This is a genomic window from Hyphomonas sp. UBA4494, assembly GCF_002388935.1.
Classification (GTDB): domain Bacteria; phylum Pseudomonadota; class Alphaproteobacteria; order Caulobacterales; family Hyphomonadaceae; genus Hyphomonas.
On record NZ_DGNK01000006.1, the window covers coordinates 75277 to 97828 of the forward strand.

Below are 22552 nucleotides of genomic sequence, written 5' to 3' on the forward strand. Positions count from 1 at the left end.
CATAAGCCCCGTTGCGCTCCCAACAGGCGCAATCACCTCCCCGGGTGAAGGCTTCCCTTCGCCCGTGTATGCGCAAGCTTGAAGAGGCCACGTCCTTGGCCGTACGCAGGACTATTCAGGCCGGATCTGAACCGTCTGGAAGCGCTGATAGCCTTGCTGGCGCTCATCCTGGCGCTGGTTGACTACGCGATACTCACCCGTGACGCGGGCCACAAACCCCCGCTCCGCCAGCATGTTGGCCACCGCCTGGGCGCGCTGGTAGGCAAGCGCCTGGTTGTTGAAGCGCTGCAACTCCCCGGCCGTCGAAGCATAGCCCACAACCGCAATGTCCGTGGCGCCCCATCGCTGTAGGGCCCACACACAATCCTCGACCGTTTGCAGCGCGCCGTCTTCCAACTCCACGCCGCCCTCCCTGAAGGAGATCCGCGGAAGTTCGCCCACAGGAGGAACGATACGGACCGACCAGTCACCATATTGCCGGGCCAGGCCCTGCTCCAGCGCGCGATAGGTGGCAATGGTGAAGCCGGCTTCCGGTTCGGCGAAGAAGATGGCCTTGCGCTCGTCGGCATTTACATCTGCTGCTGAAACGGCAAATGGCGCGGCTTGGCGCATTTCGGCTTCACGCTCGCGAACCAGCGCCACCGATTCCAGTCGGGCCATCTGCGCCCGGAGCGGTGCGGCAATCGACGCATCCGCCAGTTGCAGCAATTCAGTCCGCTCCAGCGCCTTGTCTTCGTCGATCATGACTTGGTACAGGCTGACACACTGATCGGACGACCAAGCCGCTCTTGGAGGAGGTCCCTGATCGCGGCCTCGGCATTTTCCACACGCTCCCGTGCACGGACCGTGGCAACCACTTCGACCGGCGCCTCGCGCGGAAATGTCACGACCAGGTCTGCCAACCGGGCCCGTTCATCCGCAAAAGGAGACAGGATCGTGTCCCGCACGGTCACCGTGGCCCGGGCCTCATAAGCAATGTCGCGCAGAGCCAGGCCGAGTGGAATCGAGAGGGCCGCGAACACGCCGACGACGAGTGCCGATCGCCAATAGCCGCGCTTGCCGCCCGCTTCCTCGTCGCCAAACCCGTAAATCCGGGACAGGACGGTCACGGACAAGGCTATTGCAAGAAGATTGGTCATGAACAGGAAGAAGGCCCCGCCGGCCACAGCGAGCGAGCCGACAGCAATGCCGTAGCCTGTTACCGCCAGTGGCGGCATAAGAGCCGTCGCGATCGCCACACCGACAATCGTCTCCCCTTTCCTGTGGATCACGGCATAGCCGCCGGCCAAGCCGGAAAAGACAGCAACCAGAAGGTCAAAGAAATTCGGCCGGGTCCGGGCCACAATTTCCGGGGTCGGATCTGTCAGCGGCGAAAGCTTCACAATGAGTATAGAAATCAGGAGCGCGCTGAGCACACCCACGACCAGGGACACCGCAGACTTTCGCAGGAAGGAAAGTTTCAGTTCGCTGAGTGAAAAGCCGAACAGCATGATCGGCCCCATCAGCGGCGAGATCAGCATGGCGCCGATGATTACGGCCGGGGATGACAATAGCAGGCCCAGGGTCGCAATCGCGCAGGACATGACAATCATGAAGATATAGCGACCTGACAATTGTCCATCATCACGGACATGCGCGACCACATCTTCATGGTCTACCTGGCGAGAAATCAGGTGCTGGAATGCCTGAATACGGCGCAGTTCTCTATGGAAAACACTGGGCTTCCTGACCGTCTCGGTCCCTGAAAAACTATCCGGCATCACACATACTCCTCGACGCCCTGCAACGCAGGGCGGGTTCTTCTATGCGTTGAGACATGAAAACAGGGTTAGGAAACAATGCCGAAATGCAGTGACCGCCTACTCCGCTGCCACCTCGGCCGCCTCGCGCTCGCGGCGCAGGGATTCGGCTTTCTGCTCCACGAGACCGACAATGTGATCGACCATTTCGGCATTCGAGACATTATGGTCGGCGCGGCCGGACACAAACATCTTGCCGCTTTCCTTGCCGCCGCCGGTAAAGCCCAGATCGGTCAGCGCTGCCTCGCCCGGTCCGTTCACGACACAGCCGATAATTGACAGGCTGATCGGTTCGGAAATGTGCGCCAAGCGTTGTTCGAGCACTTCGACGGTCTTGATGACGTCAAAGCCCTGCCGCGCGCAGCTGGGACACGCCACGATGTTGACGCCGCGTGTCCGCAGACCGAGCGATTTCAACATCTCGAAGCCGACCTTCACCTCTTCCACCGGATCGGCCGACAGGGAGACGCGGATCGTGTCGCCAATGCCGGCCCAGAGCAACGCGCCCATACCAATAGAGGATTTGACGGTACCTGTGCGCAGACCGCCAGCTTCAGTGATGCCCAAATGTAGCGGCGCGTCAGTTGCGTCGGCCAGTTGGTGATACGCCGCGACCGTCAGGAACATGTCTGAGGCCTTCACCGAAATCTTGTAGTCGTGGAAGCCGAGATCATCGAGGATACGGGCATGGTCCAGCGCGGATTCGACCATCGCATCCGGACACGGCTCACCATATTTTTCCAGCAGATGCCGCTCCAGCGAGCCGCCATTGACGCCGATCCGGATGGAACACCCATTGGCGCGCGCCGCTGCCACGACTTCCCTCACCCGGGCTTCAGACCCGATATTGCCGGGATTAATCCGCAGGCAAGCCGCGCCAGCGTCGGCGGCTTCGATACCGCGCTTATAGTGGAAATGGATGTCCGCGACGATTGGCACGGGACTCGCCCGGCAAATTTCCGGCATCGCCGCTGTGGAGTCTTCCGTTGGACAGGAGACGCGCACAATGTCTACGCCCGCTTCTGCGGCGCGCTCGATCTGCGCGAGCGTGGCCGCGACATCCTCGGTCGGCGTGTTCGTCATGGTCTGCACGGCAATCGGGGCATCGCCGCCCACAAGCACATTGCCAACGCGGATCTGGCGGGATTTCCGGCGCTCGATGTTACGCCAGGGACGGATTGGATTATGCGACATGGGCGCGGGGTCCTGTCCGGTGAGTGTCCCGGATCACATGGCGGGTCCGGCGGCTCATGGCAAGCCTAGCGGGTGGCCTTGGTGCCACCATTGGCAGCCATGGCTGGGGCCGCTGCATCGGCGGCGCGACCAATCTGGTCATCAATGCTCGCCGAAAACACCTGGGCGCCTTCAGGGCCCAGAGGGCCGATCGTGACATCACCGACACGCCACTCAAAGGCGCCGCCATTGCGGGCAGACACGGTCCAGCCAGCCTGAAGCCGTGGAAAATAGCTTTCTCCGGCAGCCATAACGCGGCTGCGGAAAATGGTGCCATCAGCGCCGCGCACTTCCATCCAGCCCTGCTTCACCGCCACCAGTTCCAGCGGCAAATTCTTGGGGACAGGGCGATCGGATTTCGTGGATTCCGCGAACAGGCTGTCACGCGCGCCATTCACGGCGACGACACCAGGTTCGGCGGAAAGTTCGACATTCGGGCGCACCAATTGCGACACGCCAAGCGCGCCTGCGCCCAGCGCTACCAAGACCGCGGCTGCAGCAACCGCGAGCGGCCATTTGGCCTTTTCCGGTGCGATCTGGCCAATCTTGGGGACCGGGGCGTCGCTGTGCACTTCTTCGACAGCGCCGCATTCCTGACTGTAAATCCGGATAACTTCCTTTTCCGGCAGCTGGAGATATTTGGCGTAAGTATTGAGGATCGCAGTCAAATAGCCGCCACGTGGAAGTTCGCCGACTTCCATGCGCTCAATCCACATCAGATAATCTTTGCGCATCAATGTTGCGCGGGACACGTCTGCGATTTCGAGGCCCAAAGCCTCCCGCACACGGCGCAGGACCTGGCCCATACGCAACGGCTCGCCATCGAATTCGCGCGCCTGGAAAATCTCCATGGCGCGTTCGCGCGGCGTCATTTCCGTCTCATTCGACACAGATTCCGACACGCTCGCAGACGTGTCCTGCGATGCCACAGGGCTCGCATCATCACGGTCTTGCTCAGGGGTCAGGTCGTCGTGTGCCATATTCTTCCAGCTCTTCGATACAGCGAGGGGGTCCCCTCCCTGCAGCGCAATTTCTGGTCCATGAATGTGGTTATTATATGGGCCAGTCCATATTAACCATCAGAAAGCTCAATCCCATGATCGGCTGCCAAGGCTAATACTTGGTTACGGAAATCCTGCTTCGGGGCGTCCAGAGCAGCCAAAAAGTCTGGCCTGAATGCCTGCAAGTCGAATGACCGTATCATTTGCTTGACCGGTCCAATAGAGCCCGCTGACATCGACAATGTGGTAAATCCCAGTGCCACGAAGCAAAGCGCAGACAGGGTTGATCCCGTCGCTTCCCCGCACGCGGACATGCGTATGCCATGAGTTTTACAGGCGTCCGAGACCTCTTTCAGGAATCGCAATGCGCTGGGTGACACCAGATCGTAGCGATCCGATACATGCGGCGTCATCCGGTCAGCCGCGAAGAAAAATTGCATCAGGTCATTCGTCCCGACCGACAGGAATTCCGCCTTGCCGGCAAGTTCTGGCAAACCATACGCCAAAGCTGGCGTTTCCAGCATCACGCCGACTTCCACGCGTGACGGTCGGCGCCCCGTGCGCTTTGCCGACCATTCGACCTCTGTCAGCAACAGGTCTCGCGCTTCCTCGAATTCGGACGCCACGGTCACCATCGGAAACATGACGGTCAGCGGTCGCTCTCCAGCGGCGCGAACCAGCGCGCGCAATTGGCGCCGGAACAAGCCCTTATGGTCCAGCGCGAACCGGATCGACCGCCAGCCCAGTGCCGGGTTTTCTTCTCGTTGCAAGTTCAGCGCGGGCAGCACTTTGTCGCCGCCCAAATCCACGGTGCGGAAGATGACCGGCTTGCCATCGGCCTTGTCCAGAACGCGCTTGTAGAGGTCGATCTGGTCATTCAGCTTGGGCAGAGATTCCGAGACGAGGAACTGAAATTCAGTGCGGAACAGGCCTACGCCGTCAGCGCCTGCCTGTTTCATCATGTCCATGTCGAGGTCGAGCCCCGCATTCAGCATCAACGAGACTTCCGTGCCATCGGTCGTGCGGGCTGGCAGATCCTTCAGCGCTTCATAGCCCGCCTGACGTTCTGAACGCAGCGAAACCCGCCCTTTGTACGCATCGTACAGGGAGTCATCCGGGCGAATATGAAGCGTGCCATCCTCGGCATCGACGATGACCCAATCGCCCTGGTCGATGCGTGTGGTCAGGCCGGCAATGCCACCCAATGTCGGGATACCAAGGGCGCGTGCAACGATGGCCGCATGAGACGAGGCGGCTGCCTCCTCCATCAGGATCGCCCTGAGGCCGGTGTTGGAGTATTCCAGCAGTTCTGCCGGTCCAAGCCGCCGCGCGACAAGCACGCTGCGCTCCTCGCTGATCTGGGGCTTGCCCTCTTCCCCGCCGAGAATGCGTAGCAGCCGGTTGTCGAGATCTTCGAGGTCGTGCAGCCGCTCGCGCAAATAAGGGTCGCGCGCACTTTGCAGACGTGCGCGGTGTTCGCGCCGCGCCCGGTCAACCGACGCCTCAGCGGAAAGCCCGGACTTCACGCCTTCCTGCAGCTTTTCGGCCCAGGACGGATCATGTGCCAGCAGACGATAGGTTTCCATCACATCGCGCGGGTCTTCGCCCAGCGCGGCGCCATCCAATGCCATCATGCGGTCGATAGAGGCCTTCAGCTCCGCCATGCCTTCGGACAGGCGCTTGCTTTCGGTCACCTGATCCGCCGCAAAGAATTTCGCGGCCGGCACGACCGGATCGTGCAACACAGCGCGCCCATAACCGAGACCTTCGCAAAACACGCGTCCTGTCAAGGATGCCGTGTTGCGCTCTCGCTTCTCATTACCGCCATTGTTCAGCGCATCGGGATCAATCCGATCGACAATCTCGGCCAGCACCATGGCGATTGTCTGGAGGTTGTCGATTTCCTCATCATCATAGGCCCGCTCGGTCCGGTTCTGAACCGTAAGCACGCCAATGACGCGGCCACCGCGCAGGATCGGGACACCGAGAAAGGCGTGGAACGGGTCTTCCCCGGTCTCCGGACGGTAGGAGAATGAGGGGTGGCGCGGCGCGTCCTGAATGGCCATCGGCTCGGCGCGGCGCGCAACCAGGCCGACAAGGCCCTCATTCACGCTGAGACGTGTGGCCGCGACAGCATCGGCCTTGAGACCTTCCGTCGCGATGAGGAGCAGCGCGCCGCCCTGCAGTCTGAGATAGATGGAACAGACATCTGCCACCATGGTGGAGGCGATCAGGCGCACGACCTTGTCGAGCCGAGACCGTGTTTCGCCTTCCTCCGCCATAACCTGGCGGAGCCGGTTCATCAGCAAGCGCGTCGCGGGCAGATTATAAGGCATGGTCAGCCCGTATGTCGCAGCCTCTATCAGGCAGCGTCAAGGCCGAATGCCGTATGGAGGGCCCGAACGGCCAACTCAGTATAGGCATCTCCAATCAGTACTGAAATCTTGATCTCCGAAGTAGAGATCACGTCAATATTGATGCCCTTCTCGTACAGGGCCTTGAACATTGTCTCTGCGACGCCGGTATGGCTACGCATGCCAACACCAACGATGGAAATTTTCGACACGTCGCGCACAACTTCGAGGCGCTCATAGCCAATTTCCTCATGCATGCTCTCAAGTGTGTCGCGTGCAATGGGGCTGTCCCGGTCGGTGCAGGTGAATACCATGTTGGCCTGTTCCGGCCCGCGCGCCTGCGCCTGGACGATCATGTCCACATTCACCCCAGCGCGGGCGAGGGCCGAGAAGATCTTGGCGGAGATACCCGGCTTGTCCGGCACTCCATAGAGCGTGACCTTGGCTTCATCCCGGGAATAGGCAACGCCGCTGACAACCTGTTTTTCCACGATTTCTTCCTCTGAGCAGACAATGGTTCCGGGGTTCGGCTCGCCCGGCTTCAGGAAACTGGACAGAACCCTTACGGGCACATTGTGATTCATCGCCATCTCGACAGACCGGGTCTGCAGAACCTTGGCGCCGAGGGATGCCAGTTCCAGCATCTCCTCAAACGAGATTTTCTCGATCCGCTGCGCCTTGGGCACAATCCGGGGATCGGTGGTGTAGACGCCGTCCACATCTGTGTAGATGTCGCACACACTTGCCTCAAGCGCGGCGGCAACCGCCACGGCGCTGGTATCCGAACCGCCCCGGCCAAGCGTGGCCACACGGTCATCGTCGGTCACACCCTGGAATCCAGCGATGACGGCAATCTCGCCGGCATCAATCGCGTCCGGCAGCGTGGAATCATCAAAGCCCATGATCCGCGCGCGGCCATGGCTCTTGTTTGTCTTCAGCCGCAATTGCCATCCGAGCCAACTGCGCGCCTTCAGGCCCCGCCGGCGTAACGCCAAGGCGAGAAGACCTGCCGTCACCTGCTCACCCGAGGCCACGACCACATCATACTCATCATCAAACTGCTCGCGCGGAAGGGCATCGCCCGCAGCGCCTTCGGCATAGCCCACCAGCTTGTTGGTCTCGCCCGACATTGCGGACACAACCACCGCCATGCGCTCACCTTTTTCCGCACGTGCGGCGACGATGTCCGCCACATTCGCAATGCGATCTAGGTCAGCTACGGATGTGCCGCCAAATTTCAGAACCGTGCGCGCCATTTCGCCCCATATCCTGTCGTTTTCTTGGGATATCCCACTATATTCGCCCTCATAGGGGGTGTTCACGCCCGGATCAAACAGGTTTCTTGAACTATGACAGTAGCAAAAGACACGGCAGACCACGCGCCTGCCACACCCAGCATCGATCCGGACGAAGTTGCCAAGTTCTCAGCGATGGCTGCAGATTGGTGGAATCCCCGCGGCAAGTTTCGGCCGCTTCACAAATTCAACCCCGTGCGGCTGCGCTTCATCCGTGACCAGGCAGAGAAGCATTTCGGGATTGCACCGGAGGCCAGACGCCCGCTGGACGGCCTGAGACTGCTCGATATCGGGTGCGGCGGCGGGCTCGTCTGCGAGCCGATGAAACGGCTGGGCGCGTCGGTAACCGGCGTGGATGCCTCGGAGGCCAACATCAAGACAGCGATGACGCATGCCAGCGAACAAGGCCTCGACATCGACTATCGCGCAGGCACAGCCGAAGGCCTGATTGAAAGCGGAGAGCCCCTGTTCGACATCGTGCTCAATCTGGAAGTTGTCGAACATGTCGCTGACCCGCACCAATTCCTGAAAGACACGGGCGGTCTCGTGAAACCGGGCGGCCTGATGATTGTCGCCACACTGAATCGCACCGCCAAGGCGCTGGCCACTGCCGTGATCGGTGCCGAGTACGTGCTGGGCTGGTTGCCGCGCGGCACACATGACTGGTCGAAATTCGTGACGCCGGACGAGGCCGATGCGGGACTCACAGCCGCAGGCCTCGTCACCGAACCGGCCATTGGTGTCTCCTACAATCCGCTGGCCGACAGCTGGAAGCTCTCTGGCGACACCAAGGTGAACTACATGATCGTGGCCCGGAGACCTGCCGAATGACGAAAATACCCACCCCCGAAGATGTGCTGGCCTACTGGATCGGCGATACGCGCCATTTTGCCGAAAACCTGAAGGAAAAGCACAAGCTCTGGTTCGGCAAATCGGACGAGACCGATGCCGAAATTCGGGATCGGTTTCTGGGCCTGCTGGACGATACTTCGCACATGCCCTTCGCCGATGATTGGGCGGCCGAGGGCCCGCGCGGACGGTTGGCCGCAATCATTGTGCTTGACCAGTTCAGCCGCAACCTGTTCCGGGGGGATGCGCGCGCATTCCATCAGGACTCGCTCGCCCTTCGTATGTGCAAGGACGGCCTCGCGCTGAATGAGCACAAATCCCTCAGCGAAACAGAGCGCGTTTTTCTCTGCCTGCCACTGGAACATTCGGAATCCCTGGAAGACCAGAAACATTGCGTCGAAATGTTCGAAGAACTGGTCGCGGATGCGCGTCCAGAGTTCAAGGATTTCGCGAAAAGCACGCTGGATTATGCCCACCAGCACTTGAAGGTGATTCAGGATTTTGGTCGGTTCCCGCACCGGAACAAGGCGCTTGGGCGTGAGACAACCGCGGAAGAAGCCGAGTGGCTGGCAGAAGGCGGCGGCTTCTAGTCCAGCATTTCCGGCCCGCGCGGATCCAGGCTCTTGCTGATATCCCGCTGCATGGCCCGGGTCAGCGTGTAGCGTGATGCGACAAGCGCCGCGAGGCCGTACAGGATGACCGGCAACACACAGAATACCAGAAGGAGGCCATGCAGGGCTTCGGGGGAGTTCTCCGCACCCGGCCGGAACCCGGCCACCCGTCCCAGCACGAAATATCCAACACCGAACGCCAGGCTGCTGCCGATCTTGTAGGCACTTGTCAGGAGGGAATAGTAGATCCCGGCGCGGTTTTCCCCGGTTCGCGCCGCTTGGTATTCCACCACGTCTGCCGCCATTGATCGCGCGATCACGACGGGCGCGCTGAAGGCCGCACCGTTGACAAGCGCCCCGATCAGAAGCGCCCAGAAACCTCCGCCCAAACGTCCGGCAAGATAGTAGATCACATAGCTCGACATCCCCATGATCACCGCGCACAGAAAAGCGGTGTTCTTCTCTGTCCGCGCCGAGAATTTGAGCCAGAAGGGCAACGCCGCAACGGCCGTAGAAAAGAAGATCATCAGCACGACGCTGGACATGGAATCCGACAGGCCAAACACGTATTCAGCCACGAACAGATAGTTCGACGCTGTAATGGCCACGGCCGTCCCGACCAACAGCTCCATGGACAGGACGACGCCGAGAAACCTGTTCCTGAGCGCCGCGATCATGGCTTTCAGATCAAACTTGGCTGCTTCGCCCTTGTCGCCGCGCATGGGCCTGTCCGGCACGAAGGTGCAGGCGAGGAAGGCCACGATCGGCAGGGAGATAAGCAGCGCCCAGCCCATTACCTCGACTTGCCCGAACCGGTCCACTTCGACACCAGCTGCAGCAAGGATCGCTGGCACAGCCAGCAAGGCCAGCATCGAAATGATGCTGAGCACTTCTGCCCATGTGAAGAAGCGGGAGCGATCATCATAGTCGGTCGCAATGGCGGGCACCCACGCAGACCGCGCGGTTTGCAACAGGGTGAAACCGACATAGAAGAGCAGCATCCAGACCACGAAATAGCCTGGCCCTGCACCGCGCTCGGGCATGTAGATGAAATAGGTCGCCAGCCCCAGTATCGGCACGCTCAGTACGATCCAATGACGCACACGGCCCCACGGGCTACGGTATCGATCGACCACGAACCCCATCACCGGGTCGGTCAGGATGTCCCAGAATCGCAGCACCATGAACAGGAAGCCGGTCAGCTCCAGGCCCAGGCCAACTTCATTTGCATAGAGCGGTGCAAGATACACGGCCAACGGCAACCCCACCCCCGCCAGCGGGACGCTGAGTGAGGAAAAGGCGAGTACTCTCGGTAGGGACAGGCGCGGGCCACTTGCGTCAGTCATGTGCGCAGCCTGCCCGGTAAAAACGTGACGGCCAAGTCATTTTTTTATTGCCGGAACGGTTGACGTCGCGCCGGTCGGGCCTGACACCGGATAAAAGATGTGCCGGGAGGAAATGGGCCAATGCTGAAGAAAATCTTGTTGGGGGTCGTCGCGCTCATTGTGCTTCTGGTGGCGGTGGTCTTGTTCCGCACATTCACATATGGCGGCGCGGCGACGGGCGAACGCGTAGAGCTTCCCCCTGCGCCCGAGGTCTCCGCAGATCGCGCCGCAAGCCATCTGAGCGAAGCCATCCAGTTCCGCACGATCACGGTCGCTTCCGGTGACCCGCGCGTCGGTCAGGAAGGCCCGTGGCTGGAATTGCATGACTGGTTGGAGACGACCTATCCCGCCGCGCACGCCGCCATGAGCCGTGAACTCGTGCCCGGTACCCTGTCCTTGCTCTACACATGGGAAGGATCAGATTCCTCGCTCGACCCGCTGTTGCTGATGGCCCACCAGGACGTCGTACCGGTGAACATCGGCACTGAGGGCGACTGGACCGGCGCGCCCTTCGCAGGCGAGATCGTCGACGGCTATGTCTATGGTCGCGGCGCGCTTGACGACAAGGGCAGCCTCGTCGCCCTGATGGAAGCGGCTGACGCACTCGCCGCAAACGGGTTCCAGCCCAAGCGCACCGTCCTCATCATGTTTGGCCATGACGAGGAAGTGCTCGGCAATGGTGCCGAGGCTGGTATCGCCCTGCTGAAATCACGCGGCATCTCGCCGGTCATGGCACTGGACGAAGGCTTTGCGATTATTGACCCTTCCCCGCTGACCGGAAAGCCAATGGCCTATATCGGCGTCTCCGAGAAAGGCTATCTGACGCTCACCCTGACCGCGCTGGCCGAGGGCGGGCATTCATCCACACCGCCACGCGACTCTGCTGCGGTCCGTCTCGCTCGCGCCATTGTTGCGCTGGATGAGAATCAGATGCCAGCCGACTTTTCCAAACCTCCGGTGTCTGATCTTTTCCGCGTCTCCGCCCCGGACCTGCCCTTCATGCAGAAGATGGCCTTTGCCAATCTCTGGCTGTTCGCAGGCAGCGTGGATTCCGCCATGGCCGATATCCCGGCCGGCAATGCCATGATCCGCACGACCACGGCGCCCACCATGCTGGCCGGCTCCGCCAAGGAAAATGTTCTGGCCCAGCGCGCCATGGCGACCGTGAATTTCCGTGTGCACCCGAACAATACGGTCGAGGACGTGATCAAACACGTGAAAGACGTCACGTCTGACATCAAGGGGATTGAAGTGACGGTCTCCGACGGCGGCATCAGCGGCAGCGAAGCATCGCCAGTCTCGCCTACCGACAACAAGGCCTATGCCGTGCTCGCTACCGTAGCCGAAGCGCAAGGCGGCGGCGCCGCAGNNCAAGGCGGCGGGTCCGCAGTGGCACCCGGCCTGGTGCTGGGTGCCACGGATGCGCGCTATGCCAGCGCCATCACCGACAGCGTCTACCGCTTCGCGCCGTCCGTGCTGAACCCGACCGACCTTTCAGGCTTTCACGGCACCAATGAACGTCTCGCGGTCGAGAACATGAAACGCCTGTCGGAAGGCTATGCCCAGATCATTGTGGCAATGGATAGTGGGGACTAAAAAACGTTTCATGCCCCCCGCCCACCCGGGTCCCTCGGGGGGCACCAAACTCCCCTCCCACCGTCATGCAGCCACGGGGACTGCAGGACGGTAAGCTTCAGCATCTGATGTGAACTCGGCATGGCCGTAGCGTTTCAGCAACTTGCGGATACGCGCCGTCAGTCGCCGATCCGCAATGCCGCGTAATCCGGGCACGGAAAGGGCAAATCGGTACAGTGCCATCTTGGCCGAGATGTAAGGGAACAGGCCCATCGCCACCGCATAGTCCAGCGGCCCGACTGGCACGCCGATCTCACGCGCTTTCTGGCTGTCACCGCCAAGAAAGTGTTTCACCAGGACCAGCCGCGCGAGCCGCTTTTCCAGTGCGTTGAATATGCGGTGACCGAGCTTGCGGTCTGGTGGCAAATACGCCTCCAGCGTGGCGCGCACCAGTGTGCCACAAGTCTCGTCGTCAAAGCCCTGGCGGATGGACGCGCCCCGGGCATTCATGATGTCAACAATGCCCTGCGGCGTGTCCATCAGCAAATCTTCCGGCAGGCCGAGCAGGTAACAGCGATAGCGGCTGAACTCGACACGGGCGCGCTCATCCGCAGTGAACTCGGTACGCCCCTCATCCAACATCTGGTAGGCGAGCAGGAACACATCGATCAGGCCAGCTGGCATCTGGTCGACTTGTGGCACCGGAATGCCGTACACGGACACGTCCCAGCTTTTCATCTTGCGCAGGATGTTGAACCGGACCATGGAATGCATCAGCCGCACCATGGCAGCGGCCTTGAAGCCCTCGCCACGCGGCTCCAGCGCACCGGGCAGCGTGGTCACCGTAAAGAAAGTCGCCGTCTCGTTGACGCGGCGCGCAGACGTCGAGTAGCCGAGCGTGCCCGTAATCGCCATGGGCAGCGCGGTATACTTGTTCATGAAGGTTGCAAGGAACGCCCCCCGGATCATCCACGGGGACGTCACCGCCATGGGGAGGCGGTTCAGCGCCGCGCCCTTCCGCACCATGTCCATGTCCAACCAGTCCGGCCTGGTTTCCATTTCCGTGATCAGGGCCACCAGTTCCGGCGGCGCATCGGGCACAGCTTCCAGTCCCTCATCGCAGGCCGTCGTCAACATATCCACGAGCCGCCTGAAACCATACTCACCCATCAGGGCCGCATAGGCATCAGCCGTCACATCCCCCAACATCGTATAGGCCTTGACCCGCGCAACCATATCCGCTGGAGGCGGCGCCATATTGTGCAGCGATGGCGGTAGTGAACTTTCCGCTACATCCTGAGTGTAGCGTTCTGGTGTCTGCGTGAAATCGACATCGCCATACATTTGAGGCAAGGCTAATTTCTGCAGCTCAATCCGGTCGTGAACCTGCGCGAGCGAGGGATGCATCCAGACGCCTCCTGTAGTGTTCTTGGCAGTCGCCGCCCTATAATGTAAGCAAAGCTCAGATATTCCACTCGCATCAGGATGTACGCAGGGTCAAGCAAATCGGAATGCACAAGTGACTGAAAAAAATAGAAGAAAACCAAGGCAAGCCCGAGCTCAGGCAACGGTGGAAGCCATTCTGGAAGCAACGTTTCAGCTTTTGGAATCGGATGGTCTCACAAATTTAACCACAAACCACATCGCTGAGCGCGCTGGCGTCAGTATTGGCACGCTCTACCAGTATTTTGCCGACCGGGAAGCCATCCTCTTTGCGCTCAGTCAGCGCCAAAGCGACAATGTCCGCAAAATGATCACGAAGATTGTTCTGGATTCCCCAGAGACATCACCCGTACGTGCTGTCATCCGGGCACTGATGCATGGCCCCACAGGTTCGCCTCAAACACGGCTCATCCTCTCAGACGTCCTGTTTCGCTCTGGCGGCAGCGATGTCATGAGCCGCCAGCATTTTGCCTTCCTTGAATCCATCAGTGGGCAGCAAAGTTTCGATTTCCCCCACGGCCGGGAAGCGGCTTTCATCCTGACACACACTGTCGTGCAATTGCTGAGAGCGGCTGCCGCAGAACCGGAATTGGAACTCGATGCGGACATTCTGGAAGATGAACTCGTCCATCTGGTGGAAAGCTATATCGAAAGCCTGATGACACGCACCCCTGCGCGGTCAGCTTAGCCGCTATTGAAATGGCCCCAAATGCGTTCGGCCAAAGCTTCGTTGACGCCGTCCACTTCCATCAAGTCGGCGACCTTCGCGCGCGAGACGCCCTTGGCCGATCCGAAATGGTGAAGCAGAGCCTTCTTCCGCGTCGGACCGACCCCTTCGATCTCGTCCAAGGGTGAGGTCTTGATTGCAGCAGAGCGTTTTGCCCGGTGCGCGCCAATCGCCCAGCGATGGGCCTCGTCGCGCAGGCGCTGAAGGTAATAGAGCACTGGGGCGGTTTCCGGCAGCTTGAAGGGCGCGCGGCCCGGCCGGAAGAATTGCTCCCGCCCGGCATTCCGGTCCACGCCCTTGGCGATGGAGACAAGGTTCACATCTTCCGGGGTCACACCAATTCCGGCCAACGCCTCGATCACGGCGTTCAATTGCCCCAACCCACCATCAATCAGAACAAGGTCTGGCCAGTTTGCGCCATTGCCCTCTTCGCGCTCTTTCAGGGCGCGGGAAAACCGCCGTCGCATAACCTCGCGCATCATGCCGTAATCATCGCCCGGCTCGATGCTCGTATCCTTGATATTGAACTTGCGATACGCGTTCTTGATGAAGCCTTCCGGACCGGCAACCACCATTCCGCCCACGGCGTTTGTGCCCTGAATGTGAGAATTGTCGTAGATCTCGATACGCTCCGGAGGAGTCTCCAGCTCGAACACTTTCGCCACTTCGGCCAGCAGGCGCGTCTGACTGGCCGTCTCGGCCAGCTTGCGCGACAGGGCTTCCCCTGCATTGCGCGCGGCCTGGGTGACAAGGTCCTTCTTGCTGCCCCGTTCGGGACGACGCACTTCCACCTTGCGCCCGGCTTTCAGCTCAAGCGCGTCAGCGATCAGTTCGGCCTGGCCCGGTAATTTGTTCACAAGGATCAGCTTTGGCGGCGGGCGCTTGTCATAGAATTGCACGAGGAAGGCCGACAGCACTTCTTCCGGTGTCTGCTCGCGCTCATGGCGTGGATAGTGCGCGGTCGCACCCCAGTTCTGTCCCGCCCGGATGAAGAAGACCTGCACACAGGAGACCCCGCCATCCATCTCGATGGCGAACACATCTGCCTCTTCGATGTCTTCCGGGTTCACATCCTGACTGGCACGCACATGGGCCAGCGCCCGGATCCGGTCGCGCAGCCGCGCCGCACGTTCAAATTCCATGTCATCTGCCGCCGCTTCCATATCGGCAGCGAGGCGCTTTTGCAGATCGGCCCCCTTTCCGCGCAGGAAGTCTGCCGCCTGATCGGCAAGCGCCTGATAGTCCTCGGTCTCGATCAGCCCGACGCAGGGCGCCGCACAGCGCTTGATCTGGTGCAACATGCAGGGCCGCGTGCGCACACTGTAGACACTGTCCTCACAGGTGCGCAGCAGGAAGGCTTTCTGCAATGTGTCCAGCGTCCGCATGACAGACCCGGCACTGGCGAACGGACCGAAATAGTCGCCCTGATCCATCTTGGACCCGCGATACTTCTTGATCTGGGGCGCTTCATGGTCCCGGCGGATCAGGATGTAGGGAAACGATTTGTCGTCACGCAGCAATACGTTGAAACGCGGCTTCAGGCTCTTGATGAGACTTGCTTCCAGCAGCAACGCTTCGGTCTCCGTCTCGGTGACCACGAACTCCATCCGCTTGGTCATGGAGATCATGCGGGCGATCCGCTGGGTATGCCCGCCGAGCCGCGCATAGTTCGAGACCCGCGCCTTCAGGTCGCGCGCCTTGCCCACATACAGGACATCGTCATGCTCACCGAACATGCGATAGACGCCCGGCTTTGCAGGCAGTCGTTTGAGATTGTCCTTGATGACGTCAATGCCCCGTAGGGAAGCTGCGCCGGAATCAGTCGGGTTCATGCCTCAACAGATAGTCCGGCTTGGCCGGGGATGCGAGCCTCAGAAGAAGTTGATTACATCCTGAACGTCAAACCGGGAATCAATCATCCATCCCGCACCGAAGCTGAACAGCATCACCAGGACGATCGACGAGACGAAGGATCGCCCCCGTGCCGGGTCGGCCTTGCGACGCCCTGCCCGCACCAGGATGAGCATGAACAATATCAGAATGAACACGACCATGAAGAACAGCTTCTCCATGTCGTCGAGACGATCTACCCAACGTGAGAATTCGAGATAGGCCTCATTGGCCACTTCGGCGACCTTGTCCAGAACCCGATTCAACAGGTCCATACTCGATGAAATGCTCATGGCTCCGTATCACTGATCCCTTTCCGGGACCGCCTTTCGACTGGGTTGCATAATCCTGCATCATGCCAAAACAAGGCTAATAGTCTGGCCCAAGCGCGCAGGTGATTTTGGGGAATGTTGTTAAGGCCTCAGAAAGGCTTTGAGGCCGGCCCTTGAGGCCCGTGCGTCAGAATTACCCTCGCCCTCCCCTTGCGGGCCGGGGCCCTCAGGATTAAGCGAAGGCAAACGCCGCCGCGCGTGACACTTCACGGGAAAACCTCATGTCCGACACCTTCCACTTCTCCGATGCCCTCGACCGCGTAAAGCCATCTGCCACCATCGCCGTCACCACCAAGGCCAATGAGCTGAAACGGGCCGGACATGACGTGATTGGTCTTGGCGCGGGCGAGCCGGACTTTGACACGCCGGACAATATCAAGGACGCCGCCATCCAGGCGATTCGCGATGGCAAGACCAAATACACGCCCGCCGATGGCATCCCGGAGCTGAAGGAGGCGATCTGCGCCAAGTTCCAGCGCGAGAACGACCTCACCTACACGCCCAGCCAGATCCACATTGCGCCGGGCGGCAAGCCGGTCATCTATAATGCCTTCCTCGCCACCCTGAACCCCGGCGACGAAGTCATCATCCCGGCCCCCTATTGGGTGTCGTATCCAGACATGGTCCTGCTCGCCAGCGGCACGCCCGTCGCCATCGAATGCGGCCCGAATGCCCAGTACAAACTGACACCCGAAGCCCTCGAGGCCGCCATCACCCCGAACACAAAGTGGCTGCTCCTGAACTCACCATCCAACCCGACCGGCGCCGCCTATACCGAGGCTGAGCTGCGCGGCCTCGCCAATGTCCTGCTGCGCCATCCGCATGTCTGGGTTCTGACCGACGACATGTACGAACACCTCGTCTATGACGACTTCAAATACTTCACGATCGCCCAGGTCGAGCCCGCCCTGTACGAGCGCACGCTCACCGTAAATGGCGTCTCCAAGGCCTATGCCATGACCGGCTGGCGCATCGGCTATGCGGGCGGCCCGGCAAAATTGATCACCGCCATGCGCAAGGTGATCAGCCAGACCACATCCAATCCCTGCTCGATCAGCCAGTGGGCCGCCGTCGAAGCGCTGAACGGCCCACAGGATTTCCTGCCCACACGCCGCGCCGTCTACCAGCAACGCCGCGATATGGTGGTCGCCGGCCTCAACGCCGCCGAAGGAATCACCTGCCCCACGCCGGAAGGCGCCTTCTATGTCTATCCGTCCTGCGCGGGCGTCATCGGCAAGACCAGCCCGTCCGGCAAGGTGATTGAAAGCGACAAGGATTTCGCCGCCGAATTGCTGGAGCAGGAAAAGGTGGCCATCGTCTTCGGCGAGGCGTTCGGCCTGTCCCCGGCCTTCCGCGTATCCTATGCCACCTCAACCGAGGCGCTGCAGGAAGCCCTCACGCGCATCCAGCGTTTCTGCGCAAATCTGACGTAGGAAACTGCTATAGAACAATCCTATATCCGGCCTTCCCCCTATTGATTGGCATGGAACGATCGGGGCTCTTACGTCTTTCATAAGAGAGACAAAGGAGTTACCCCATGCCTGTAGATATCGGTTTGAACGACGAAGCCCGTAATACGTCCGCTGACGCCCTGCGCGTTCTGCTGGCGGAGACCTATGCACTCTATTCCAAGACCCACGGGTATCACTGGAATGTAACCGGTCCGCGCTTCAACAGCCTGCACACCATGTTCGAGACACAGTATAACGAACTGTGGATGGCGCTGGACGAGATTGCCGAACGCATCCGCGCGCTGGGCCATTTCGCCCCGACATCACCTGCAGAAATGGTAGAGCCAGCCACGATCAAGCCAGACAATGGCATTCCGGATGCCGACACGATGGTCGAGAATCTGGTCAAAGGGCATGAAGCCGTCAGCCGCGCTGGCAAGGCAGGCCTGAAAATTGCCGAAGACAATGGTGACGCGGTAACCGCAGACCTGATGACGCAGCGCGCGGCGATCGCAGAAAAAACAGCCTGGATGCTGCGCGCGAACCTCTGATCCGCCCGCCAATACTGGATTGGCGCATCCTGCATATTGCACTGCACAACACTTGCCGTGCCTCATGGGCTTGACCGCGCCCATGAGGCGCGGCAATCTTGCATTCAGTTAATGAAAAAGCGGCCGTTAGAGCCCTGAATTCAAGGCAAAAAAAGGCCCGGCAGCGAATGAACGCGCCGGGCTGTAAGTATCGGGCCCCGTAGGGGGGAGGAAACGCCCAATCGGAGGAATGATTGGGTTAATGCCCGAGGCCCTTGGCATGCGTGGTAGATAACCTCTCCCCCGATGAATACAACCAACATGACAGCAAAGCTTTCATGCACTTATGCATGGATGTCGCATTTCTGACTAATTCTGACGCATAGCCGGACGGCGCAGGATCTCGGTCTCTGCGGTGATGAAGTCCCGGAAGGCCGACACGCGCTTCGAGCGGCGCAGATCGCTCGGATAGATAAAGTAGAGATCGAAGATCGGGCCGACCGTCTCCGGCAACACTTTCACAAGCCGCGGCATGGTCCCGGCCATATAGTCCGGCACGTCGGCAATCCCCAGGCCGGCATCCACGGCCCGCAACATGGCGAACACATTGTTCACCTTCAGTGCGGCCTGGCGCGGCGGGCTGTCATCCCGGCCCACACGGCAGGCAAAGCTCATCACATCCAGCATCGAGCTTTCATCGCCATAGGCAATGATCCGGTGATTATCGAGGTCCTGCGGCGTGCGCGGCATGCCATAGGCTTTGAGATATTCCGGCGAGGCATAGAGATTGGTCGCCACCGTGCCCAGCTTGCGCTGGATCAGGTCCGCCTTGTCGGCAGCCCACAGGCGGATGGCGCATTCGGCCTCCAGCTTCAGCAAGTCATATTCGCGGCTGTCATCAAGGCGCAGGTCGAGATTCATGTCCGGATGCTTGCGGGCAAACCCGCCCAGGCGCGGCACCAGCCAGGTCGAGCCGAACGCGACCGGCGCAGCGACGATCAATTCGCCCTGTGGGGTCTCCTGCTGGTCCTTCAGCAAGGCATTGGCCGACTGCGCCGCCGTCGCCATTTCCATGGTCGAACGGAACAGCGTGTGGCCGCTATCGGTCAGCACCAGGCCGCGCGCATGCCGCTGGAACAGGGAGACGCCGAGCGCCTCTTCCAGCGCTGCGATCTGGCGCGACACCGCTGACTGCGAAATGCCCAGCCGCTCGCCCGCAGACGTCAGGCTGCCCGCTTCCGCTGCCGCGTGAAAAGACTTCAGCTTACCCCAATCCATGGGGATCGTTTGTGACGCCTAAATGACCCGGCGGCAAGCAGAGAATGCGGGAGGTGGCAGCGGCGCAATCTGTAGGGCGGGTTGAGCAAAGCGATACCCGCATTACAGCTAAACAGCTTTTCGTGGGGATAATACAGCAAACAGAAACTTATACTCAAACTTTGACTGGGAACAAAAATTCAACATCAAGTGGAATGCGATTGTTAAGCGATTTATGATTAGCTTTTTCAATGACGAAGAGATCGCGAGATGGTGCGCTAACTGCACAAGAGCGCCGCGTAGTTAAGTCACTGCTTGCGCGCGGATGGCGCAATCAAGATATTCAGGCATTAGTAAATCGCGGAAGAAATGCCACTGTAAATAGTGCGCGCGTCACAGAGGTGAAACAAAATACCAAGCAACGAGTGGCAACCAATGAAGAAGTAGATTTCTTCATAGCGAAGAAGCACTCATTTGATCCAAAGACGGGCCTGAATCTATACGATGACGAGCGGCTGATACGTGCGCGTGAATCGATGATTTTAGCAGTTCAAATTTTCAATAGTGCGGGTTTAAAATTCAAGACCGAGGTCTTCGCAGTTATCGCAAATATTGCTTGGACGTATTTGCTCCATGAGTTCTACGAAAGGCGCGGCACTAAAATTGTCGGAAAAGATGGGCGATCGCTATTACTAAGCCAAATGGTTGAGAGACATGACGTTCCGCTAACCGATGGAATGAAGAACAACCTGAGGTCCCTCAAGGTAATACGCGATGAAGTTGAGCATTTGTTGCTTGGAAAATCGGATGTTCAATGGCAAAGTTTATTTCAAGCCTGCTGCTTGAATTTTGACCGTGTGCTGACTGAGAATTTTGGCGCGAACTTATCTCTCTCAGAAGAGCTTGGTCTGGCTATACAATTCGCTAAAATGGATATTGCGCAATTAAGCGAGCTAAACCCGTTTGATATTCCATCTGAAATGAAAGCCATTGATGCTAGCCTTTCTAAAGGCATGACAGAGGATCAACTTAGAGATTTAGACTATCAATTCAGTGTTGTTTATACACTCACAGCTTCCTCGAAGTCGAAAGCACACATGCACTTTGTTCGGCCTGAGAGTTCGGAAGGCAAGGCGATTCAGAATGTTCTGGTAAAATACAAAGCTTCGGATGAGCTGTATCCCCACAAACCTGGAACTGTTTGCACCCTTGTCTCGCAATCTCTTGGCTCGAAGTTCAACATGAGTGACCACACGCTTGCTTGGAAGAAGCACAAAGTCCGGCCCCATGCGAAAGCGAAAAACCCGGCGAATACCAACCTAGACTATTGCATGTATCACCAAGCACACCACGACTATACTTATTCAGATGCATGGGTGGATTTGCTAGTTAGCGAAAAATCCAACCCACAATCCGTCTGATAGCCCCTTCCCCCATACTTCCCGCATGGATGCGCAGACCGACATTCTCAAACGCGGGTTGGAACACGCTGCCCTTGCCGTGATGGATGCGTCGGCGCTGGCGAACCTGCATCTGGGGCCGAAGCGGATCGGGCGCGGCCTGGCACAGCGCGTCTCCGGCCGGCTCCGCATTCTTGAGACAATCGTTCGTCGGCTGATCCTCCTGATGGCGCTCGGCCTGCAGCTGGCTCCCACGCAGCCGCGCCCGGCTCCTGCCAAACCCGCACCAGAGCCGGACCTGCCCGAAGGCGTCGAGCTGGCCATTTTCCCCCGCCTTTCGCCCAGACGGCTGACACTGCTGCCCGCGCGCCAGGCCTTTGAAGGCCCCGGCGGCTTTCCGGACATTTCCGGTACCAGTTATGGACCCGTTTCCCCACACAAGCTGATGGCCCGCATCGCCGCGCTCCGGCGCGTGATTGCCGCGCCCGAAGCCCACGCAACCCGCCTCGCCCGCACCCTCAAACGCCTGCAGACAAACGGCGAGCCCAAGCCAATGGTCGGCGCAGCAATCCCCGCCTTTCGCCTCTCGCCAGAGCTTGGCGCGCTGGCCACGCTGCTGCCCGCGCAGATCAGCGTGGGCCTGGAAACGTGGGAAAGCTCGGGCTGACTCCCCCGAAAAACCATTCCTTTCCGCCCGTTTCCCTCGCGTGACGGCCCCTTGTCATGCCTGTCTTTCTTTCCGCGCGGTGGTACACTCCCGACCGGGAGGATACGCGTATGCCACGACTGAAACAGGCGGGCCGCGAAGCCGGCAATCCGTTTGCCAACCAGATTTTCGATCTGTTGTTTGCCGACCGCGACCCGATTGCCGAGCCCGGCACCGCAACCGGCACGCCCGGAAACTGGTGGACGGTTTTCAACATTGTGCCGGATGCCTTCAAGCACACGACCGAAGGCTTCCAGTTCTACCGCTCAAAGAACCGCAAGCTTGATCCGAAGCTGCGCGAGCTGGGCCAGATCCGCGCCGGCTTTGCCGTCGGCTCGCAATTCGTCTTCTCACAGCATTGCAAGGCCTGCCGCGATGTCGGCCTGACCGAAGACCAGATCGCCGCCATCCCCCATTGGCAGGTCGCAGACTGTTTCAGCCCGGTGGAGCGCGCCGTGCTCGCCTATACCGACGGCCTGGTCCTGCAACGCGGCCGCGTGCCCGATGGCGTCTTCGAGGCCCTGAAAGCGGAATTGTCAGACGAGGAAATCCTCGAATTCACCTACATCACCTGCACCTATATGATGCACGCCATCATGAGCCGTGCGCTGAAACTGGAATATGATGATGTCGATGACCGCGTGGTCGAGATCGCCGCGCCGGATGGATCGGATACGGATGTAATGTCGATGGTCGACAGAGGAGGAAACTGAC

20 protein-coding genes are annotated in these 22552 nt (G+C 59.8%); 9 read left to right on the forward strand and 11 right to left on the reverse strand.

The genetic code is table 11. The annotated features are described in order from the left end of the window. Positions 1–111: 111 nt before the first annotated feature. The 6 genes from B2P82_RS03100 to B2P82_RS03125 all read right to left on the reverse strand — a co-directional run bounded on the left by B2P82_RS03100 (position 112) and on the right by B2P82_RS03125 (position 7643). Complete coding sequence (locus tag B2P82_RS03100) at positions 112–744, reverse strand: OmpA family protein (RefSeq protein ID WP_290495075.1); 633 nt, start codon at positions 742–744, stop codon at positions 112–114. Then, entirely contained in the window at positions 741–1760 is a 1020-nt protein-coding gene (locus B2P82_RS03105) for a TIGR00341 family protein (protein WP_290495077.1), read from the reverse strand. The genes B2P82_RS03100 and B2P82_RS03105 overlap by 4 nt, the downstream gene beginning before the upstream one ends. A gap of 99 nt (positions 1761–1859) precedes the next feature. Continuing rightward, positions 1860–2993: a flavodoxin-dependent (E)-4-hydroxy-3-methylbut-2-enyl-diphosphate synthase gene (ispG, locus tag B2P82_RS03110; RefSeq protein WP_290495079.1), complete on the reverse strand. Its 1134-nt coding sequence runs from the start codon at positions 2991–2993 to the stop codon at positions 1860–1862. Between the two features lie 65 nt (positions 2994–3058). Continuing rightward, on the reverse strand, positions 3059–4012 hold the full coding sequence (locus tag B2P82_RS03115) for a helix-turn-helix domain-containing protein (RefSeq protein WP_034812637.1): 954 nt from the start codon (positions 4010–4012) through the stop codon (positions 3059–3061). Between the two features lie 92 nt (positions 4013–4104). After that, the gene (gene ptsP / locus B2P82_RS03120) at positions 4105–6369 is read right to left on the reverse strand and encodes a phosphoenolpyruvate--protein phosphotransferase (RefSeq protein ID WP_206992427.1); all 2265 of its coding nucleotides are present in this window, start codon (positions 6367–6369) and stop codon (positions 4105–4107) included. Positions 6370–6395: 26 nt separating this feature from the next. Further along, positions 6396–7643: an aspartate kinase gene (locus tag B2P82_RS03125; RefSeq protein ID WP_206992426.1), complete on the reverse strand. Its 1248-nt coding sequence runs from the start codon at positions 7641–7643 to the stop codon at positions 6396–6398. Positions 7644–7736: 93 nt separating this feature from the next. Here B2P82_RS03125 and ubiG point away from each other — a divergent pair, with 93 nt between their 5' ends. After that, positions 7737–8513: a bifunctional 2-polyprenyl-6-hydroxyphenol methylase/3-demethylubiquinol 3-O-methyltransferase UbiG gene (ubiG, locus tag B2P82_RS03130; RefSeq protein WP_290495081.1), complete on the forward strand. Its 777-nt coding sequence runs from the start codon at positions 7737–7739 to the stop codon at positions 8511–8513. Continuing rightward, positions 8510–9121: a DUF924 family protein gene (locus B2P82_RS03135; RefSeq protein WP_290495083.1), complete on the forward strand. Its 612-nt coding sequence runs from the start codon at positions 8510–8512 to the stop codon at positions 9119–9121. The genes ubiG and B2P82_RS03135 overlap by 4 nt, the downstream gene beginning before the upstream one ends. Here the strand turns inward: B2P82_RS03135 and B2P82_RS03140 are convergent. Next, entirely contained in the window at positions 9118–10488 is a 1371-nt protein-coding gene (locus B2P82_RS03140) for an MFS transporter (protein WP_290495085.1), read from the reverse strand. The two genes, B2P82_RS03135 and B2P82_RS03140, sit on opposite strands and share 4 nt — an antisense overlap. Before the next feature lie 402 nt (positions 10489–10890). Between B2P82_RS03140 and B2P82_RS03145 the strand changes: the two genes are divergently transcribed. Continuing rightward, on the forward strand, positions 10891–12123 hold the full coding sequence (locus tag B2P82_RS03145; protein ID WP_422653695.1) for a M20/M25/M40 family metallo-hydrolase: 1233 nt from the start codon (positions 10891–10893) through the stop codon (positions 12121–12123). A 63-nt stretch (positions 12124–12186) separates the two neighbouring features. Here the strand turns inward: B2P82_RS03145 and B2P82_RS03150 are convergent, their stop codons facing one another. Continuing rightward, positions 12187–13509, reverse strand: coding sequence for an oxygenase MpaB family protein (locus B2P82_RS03150; RefSeq protein WP_290495089.1), 1323 nt, complete (start codon positions 13507–13509; stop codon positions 12187–12189). 163 nt (positions 13510–13672) lie between these two features. On the opposite strand from B2P82_RS03150, the gene B2P82_RS03155 reads away from it, so the two are divergent. Beyond that, on the forward strand, positions 13673–14233 hold the full coding sequence (locus B2P82_RS03155; protein ID WP_290495091.1) for a TetR/AcrR family transcriptional regulator: 561 nt from the start codon (positions 13673–13675) through the stop codon (positions 14231–14233). Here B2P82_RS03155 and uvrC read toward each other — a convergent pair. Together uvrC and B2P82_RS03165 are read right to left on the reverse strand one after the other, a co-directional pair. Continuing rightward, positions 14230–16104, reverse strand: a complete 1875-nt coding sequence (gene uvrC / locus B2P82_RS03160; protein WP_290495093.1) for an excinuclease ABC subunit UvrC — start codon at positions 16102–16104, stop codon at positions 14230–14232. The two genes, B2P82_RS03155 and uvrC, sit on opposite strands and share 4 nt — an antisense overlap. 39 nt (positions 16105–16143) lie before the next feature. Next, positions 16144–16455, reverse strand: coding sequence for a hypothetical protein (locus B2P82_RS03165; protein WP_206992418.1), 312 nt, complete (start codon positions 16453–16455; stop codon positions 16144–16146). A 260-nt stretch (positions 16456–16715) separates the two neighbouring features. Here B2P82_RS03165 and B2P82_RS03170 point away from each other — a divergent pair, with 260 nt between their 5' ends. Then, positions 16716–17927, forward strand: a complete 1212-nt coding sequence (locus B2P82_RS03170) for a pyridoxal phosphate-dependent aminotransferase (protein ID WP_290495095.1) — start codon at positions 16716–16718, stop codon at positions 17925–17927. A gap of 104 nt (positions 17928–18031) precedes the next feature. After that, on the forward strand, positions 18032–18496 hold the full coding sequence (locus B2P82_RS03175; protein ID WP_034812667.1) for a Dps family protein: 465 nt from the start codon (positions 18032–18034) through the stop codon (positions 18494–18496). Positions 18497–18844: 348 nt separating this feature from the next. On the opposite strand, the gene B2P82_RS03180 is transcribed toward B2P82_RS03175, so the two are convergent. Then, entirely contained in the window at positions 18845–19753 is a 909-nt protein-coding gene (locus B2P82_RS03180; protein WP_034812669.1) for a LysR family transcriptional regulator, read from the reverse strand. 230 nt (positions 19754–19983) lie between these two features. Between B2P82_RS03180 and B2P82_RS03185 the strand changes: the two genes are divergently transcribed. The 3 genes from B2P82_RS03185 to B2P82_RS03195 all read left to right on the forward strand — a co-directional run bounded on the left by B2P82_RS03185 (position 19984) and on the right by B2P82_RS03195 (position 22551). Beyond that, positions 19984–21153, forward strand: a complete 1170-nt coding sequence (locus B2P82_RS03185) for a DUF3644 domain-containing protein (protein ID WP_290495097.1) — start codon at positions 19984–19986, stop codon at positions 21151–21153. Positions 21154–21178: 25 nt separating this feature from the next. Continuing rightward, positions 21179–21799 (forward strand): hypothetical protein, encoded by a 621-nt coding sequence (locus B2P82_RS03190; RefSeq protein ID WP_290495099.1) that lies wholly within the window; start codon positions 21179–21181, stop codon positions 21797–21799. A gap of 110 nt (positions 21800–21909) precedes the next feature. Next, positions 21910–22551: a carboxymuconolactone decarboxylase family protein gene (locus tag B2P82_RS03195; RefSeq protein ID WP_290495101.1), complete on the forward strand. Its 642-nt coding sequence runs from the start codon at positions 21910–21912 to the stop codon at positions 22549–22551. Position 22552 lies beyond the last annotated feature (1 nt).

What these genes read in the sequence shown, in the direction of transcription:
- B2P82_RS03100 (WP_290495075.1), bottom strand. Translation starts at nt 744, where the DNA reads ATGATCGACGAAGACAAGGCGCTGGAGCGGACTGAATTGCTGCAACTG.
- B2P82_RS03105 (WP_290495077.1), bottom strand. Translation starts at nt 1,760, where the DNA reads ATGCCGGATAGTTTTTCAGGGACCGAGACGGTCAGGAAGCCCAGTGTT.
- ispG (WP_290495079.1), bottom strand. Translation starts at nt 2,993, where the DNA reads ATGTCGCATAATCCAATCCGTCCCTGGCGTAACATCGAGCGCCGGAAA.
- B2P82_RS03115 (WP_034812637.1), bottom strand. Translation starts at nt 4,012, where the DNA reads ATGGCACACGACGACCTGACCCCTGAGCAAGACCGTGATGATGCGAGC.
- ptsP (WP_206992427.1), bottom strand. Translation starts at nt 6,369, where the DNA reads ATGCCTTATAATCTGCCCGCGACGCGCTTGCTGATGAACCGGCTCCGC.
- B2P82_RS03125 (WP_206992426.1), bottom strand. Translation starts at nt 7,643, where the DNA reads ATGGCGCGCACGGTTCTGAAATTTGGCGGCACATCCGTAGCTGACCTA.
- ubiG (WP_290495081.1), top strand. Translation starts at nt 7,737, where the DNA reads ATGACAGTAGCAAAAGACACGGCAGACCACGCGCCTGCCACACCCAGC.
- B2P82_RS03135 (WP_290495083.1), top strand. Translation starts at nt 8,510, where the DNA reads ATGACGAAAATACCCACCCCCGAAGATGTGCTGGCCTACTGGATCGGC.
- B2P82_RS03140 (WP_290495085.1), bottom strand. Translation starts at nt 10,488, where the DNA reads ATGACTGACGCAAGTGGCCCGCGCCTGTCCCTACCGAGAGTACTCGCC.
- B2P82_RS03150 (WP_290495089.1), bottom strand. Translation starts at nt 13,509, where the DNA reads ATGCATCCCTCGCTCGCGCAGGTTCACGACCGGATTGAGCTGCAGAAA.
- uvrC (WP_290495093.1), bottom strand. Translation starts at nt 16,104, where the DNA reads ATGAACCCGACTGATTCCGGCGCAGCTTCCCTACGGGGCATTGACGTC.
- B2P82_RS03165 (WP_206992418.1), bottom strand. Translation starts at nt 16,455, where the DNA reads ATGAGCATTTCATCGAGTATGGACCTGTTGAATCGGGTTCTGGACAAG.
- B2P82_RS03170 (WP_290495095.1), top strand. Translation starts at nt 16,716, where the DNA reads ATGTCCGACACCTTCCACTTCTCCGATGCCCTCGACCGCGTAAAGCCA.
- B2P82_RS03175 (WP_034812667.1), top strand. Translation starts at nt 18,032, where the DNA reads ATGCCTGTAGATATCGGTTTGAACGACGAAGCCCGTAATACGTCCGCT.
- B2P82_RS03180 (WP_034812669.1), bottom strand. Translation starts at nt 19,753, where the DNA reads ATGGATTGGGGTAAGCTGAAGTCTTTTCACGCGGCAGCGGAAGCGGGC.
- B2P82_RS03185 (WP_290495097.1), top strand. Translation starts at nt 19,984, where the DNA reads ATGACGAAGAGATCGCGAGATGGTGCGCTAACTGCACAAGAGCGCCGC.
- B2P82_RS03190 (WP_290495099.1), top strand. Translation starts at nt 21,179, where the DNA reads ATGGATGCGCAGACCGACATTCTCAAACGCGGGTTGGAACACGCTGCC.
- B2P82_RS03195 (WP_290495101.1), top strand. Translation starts at nt 21,910, where the DNA reads ATGCCACGACTGAAACAGGCGGGCCGCGAAGCCGGCAATCCGTTTGCC.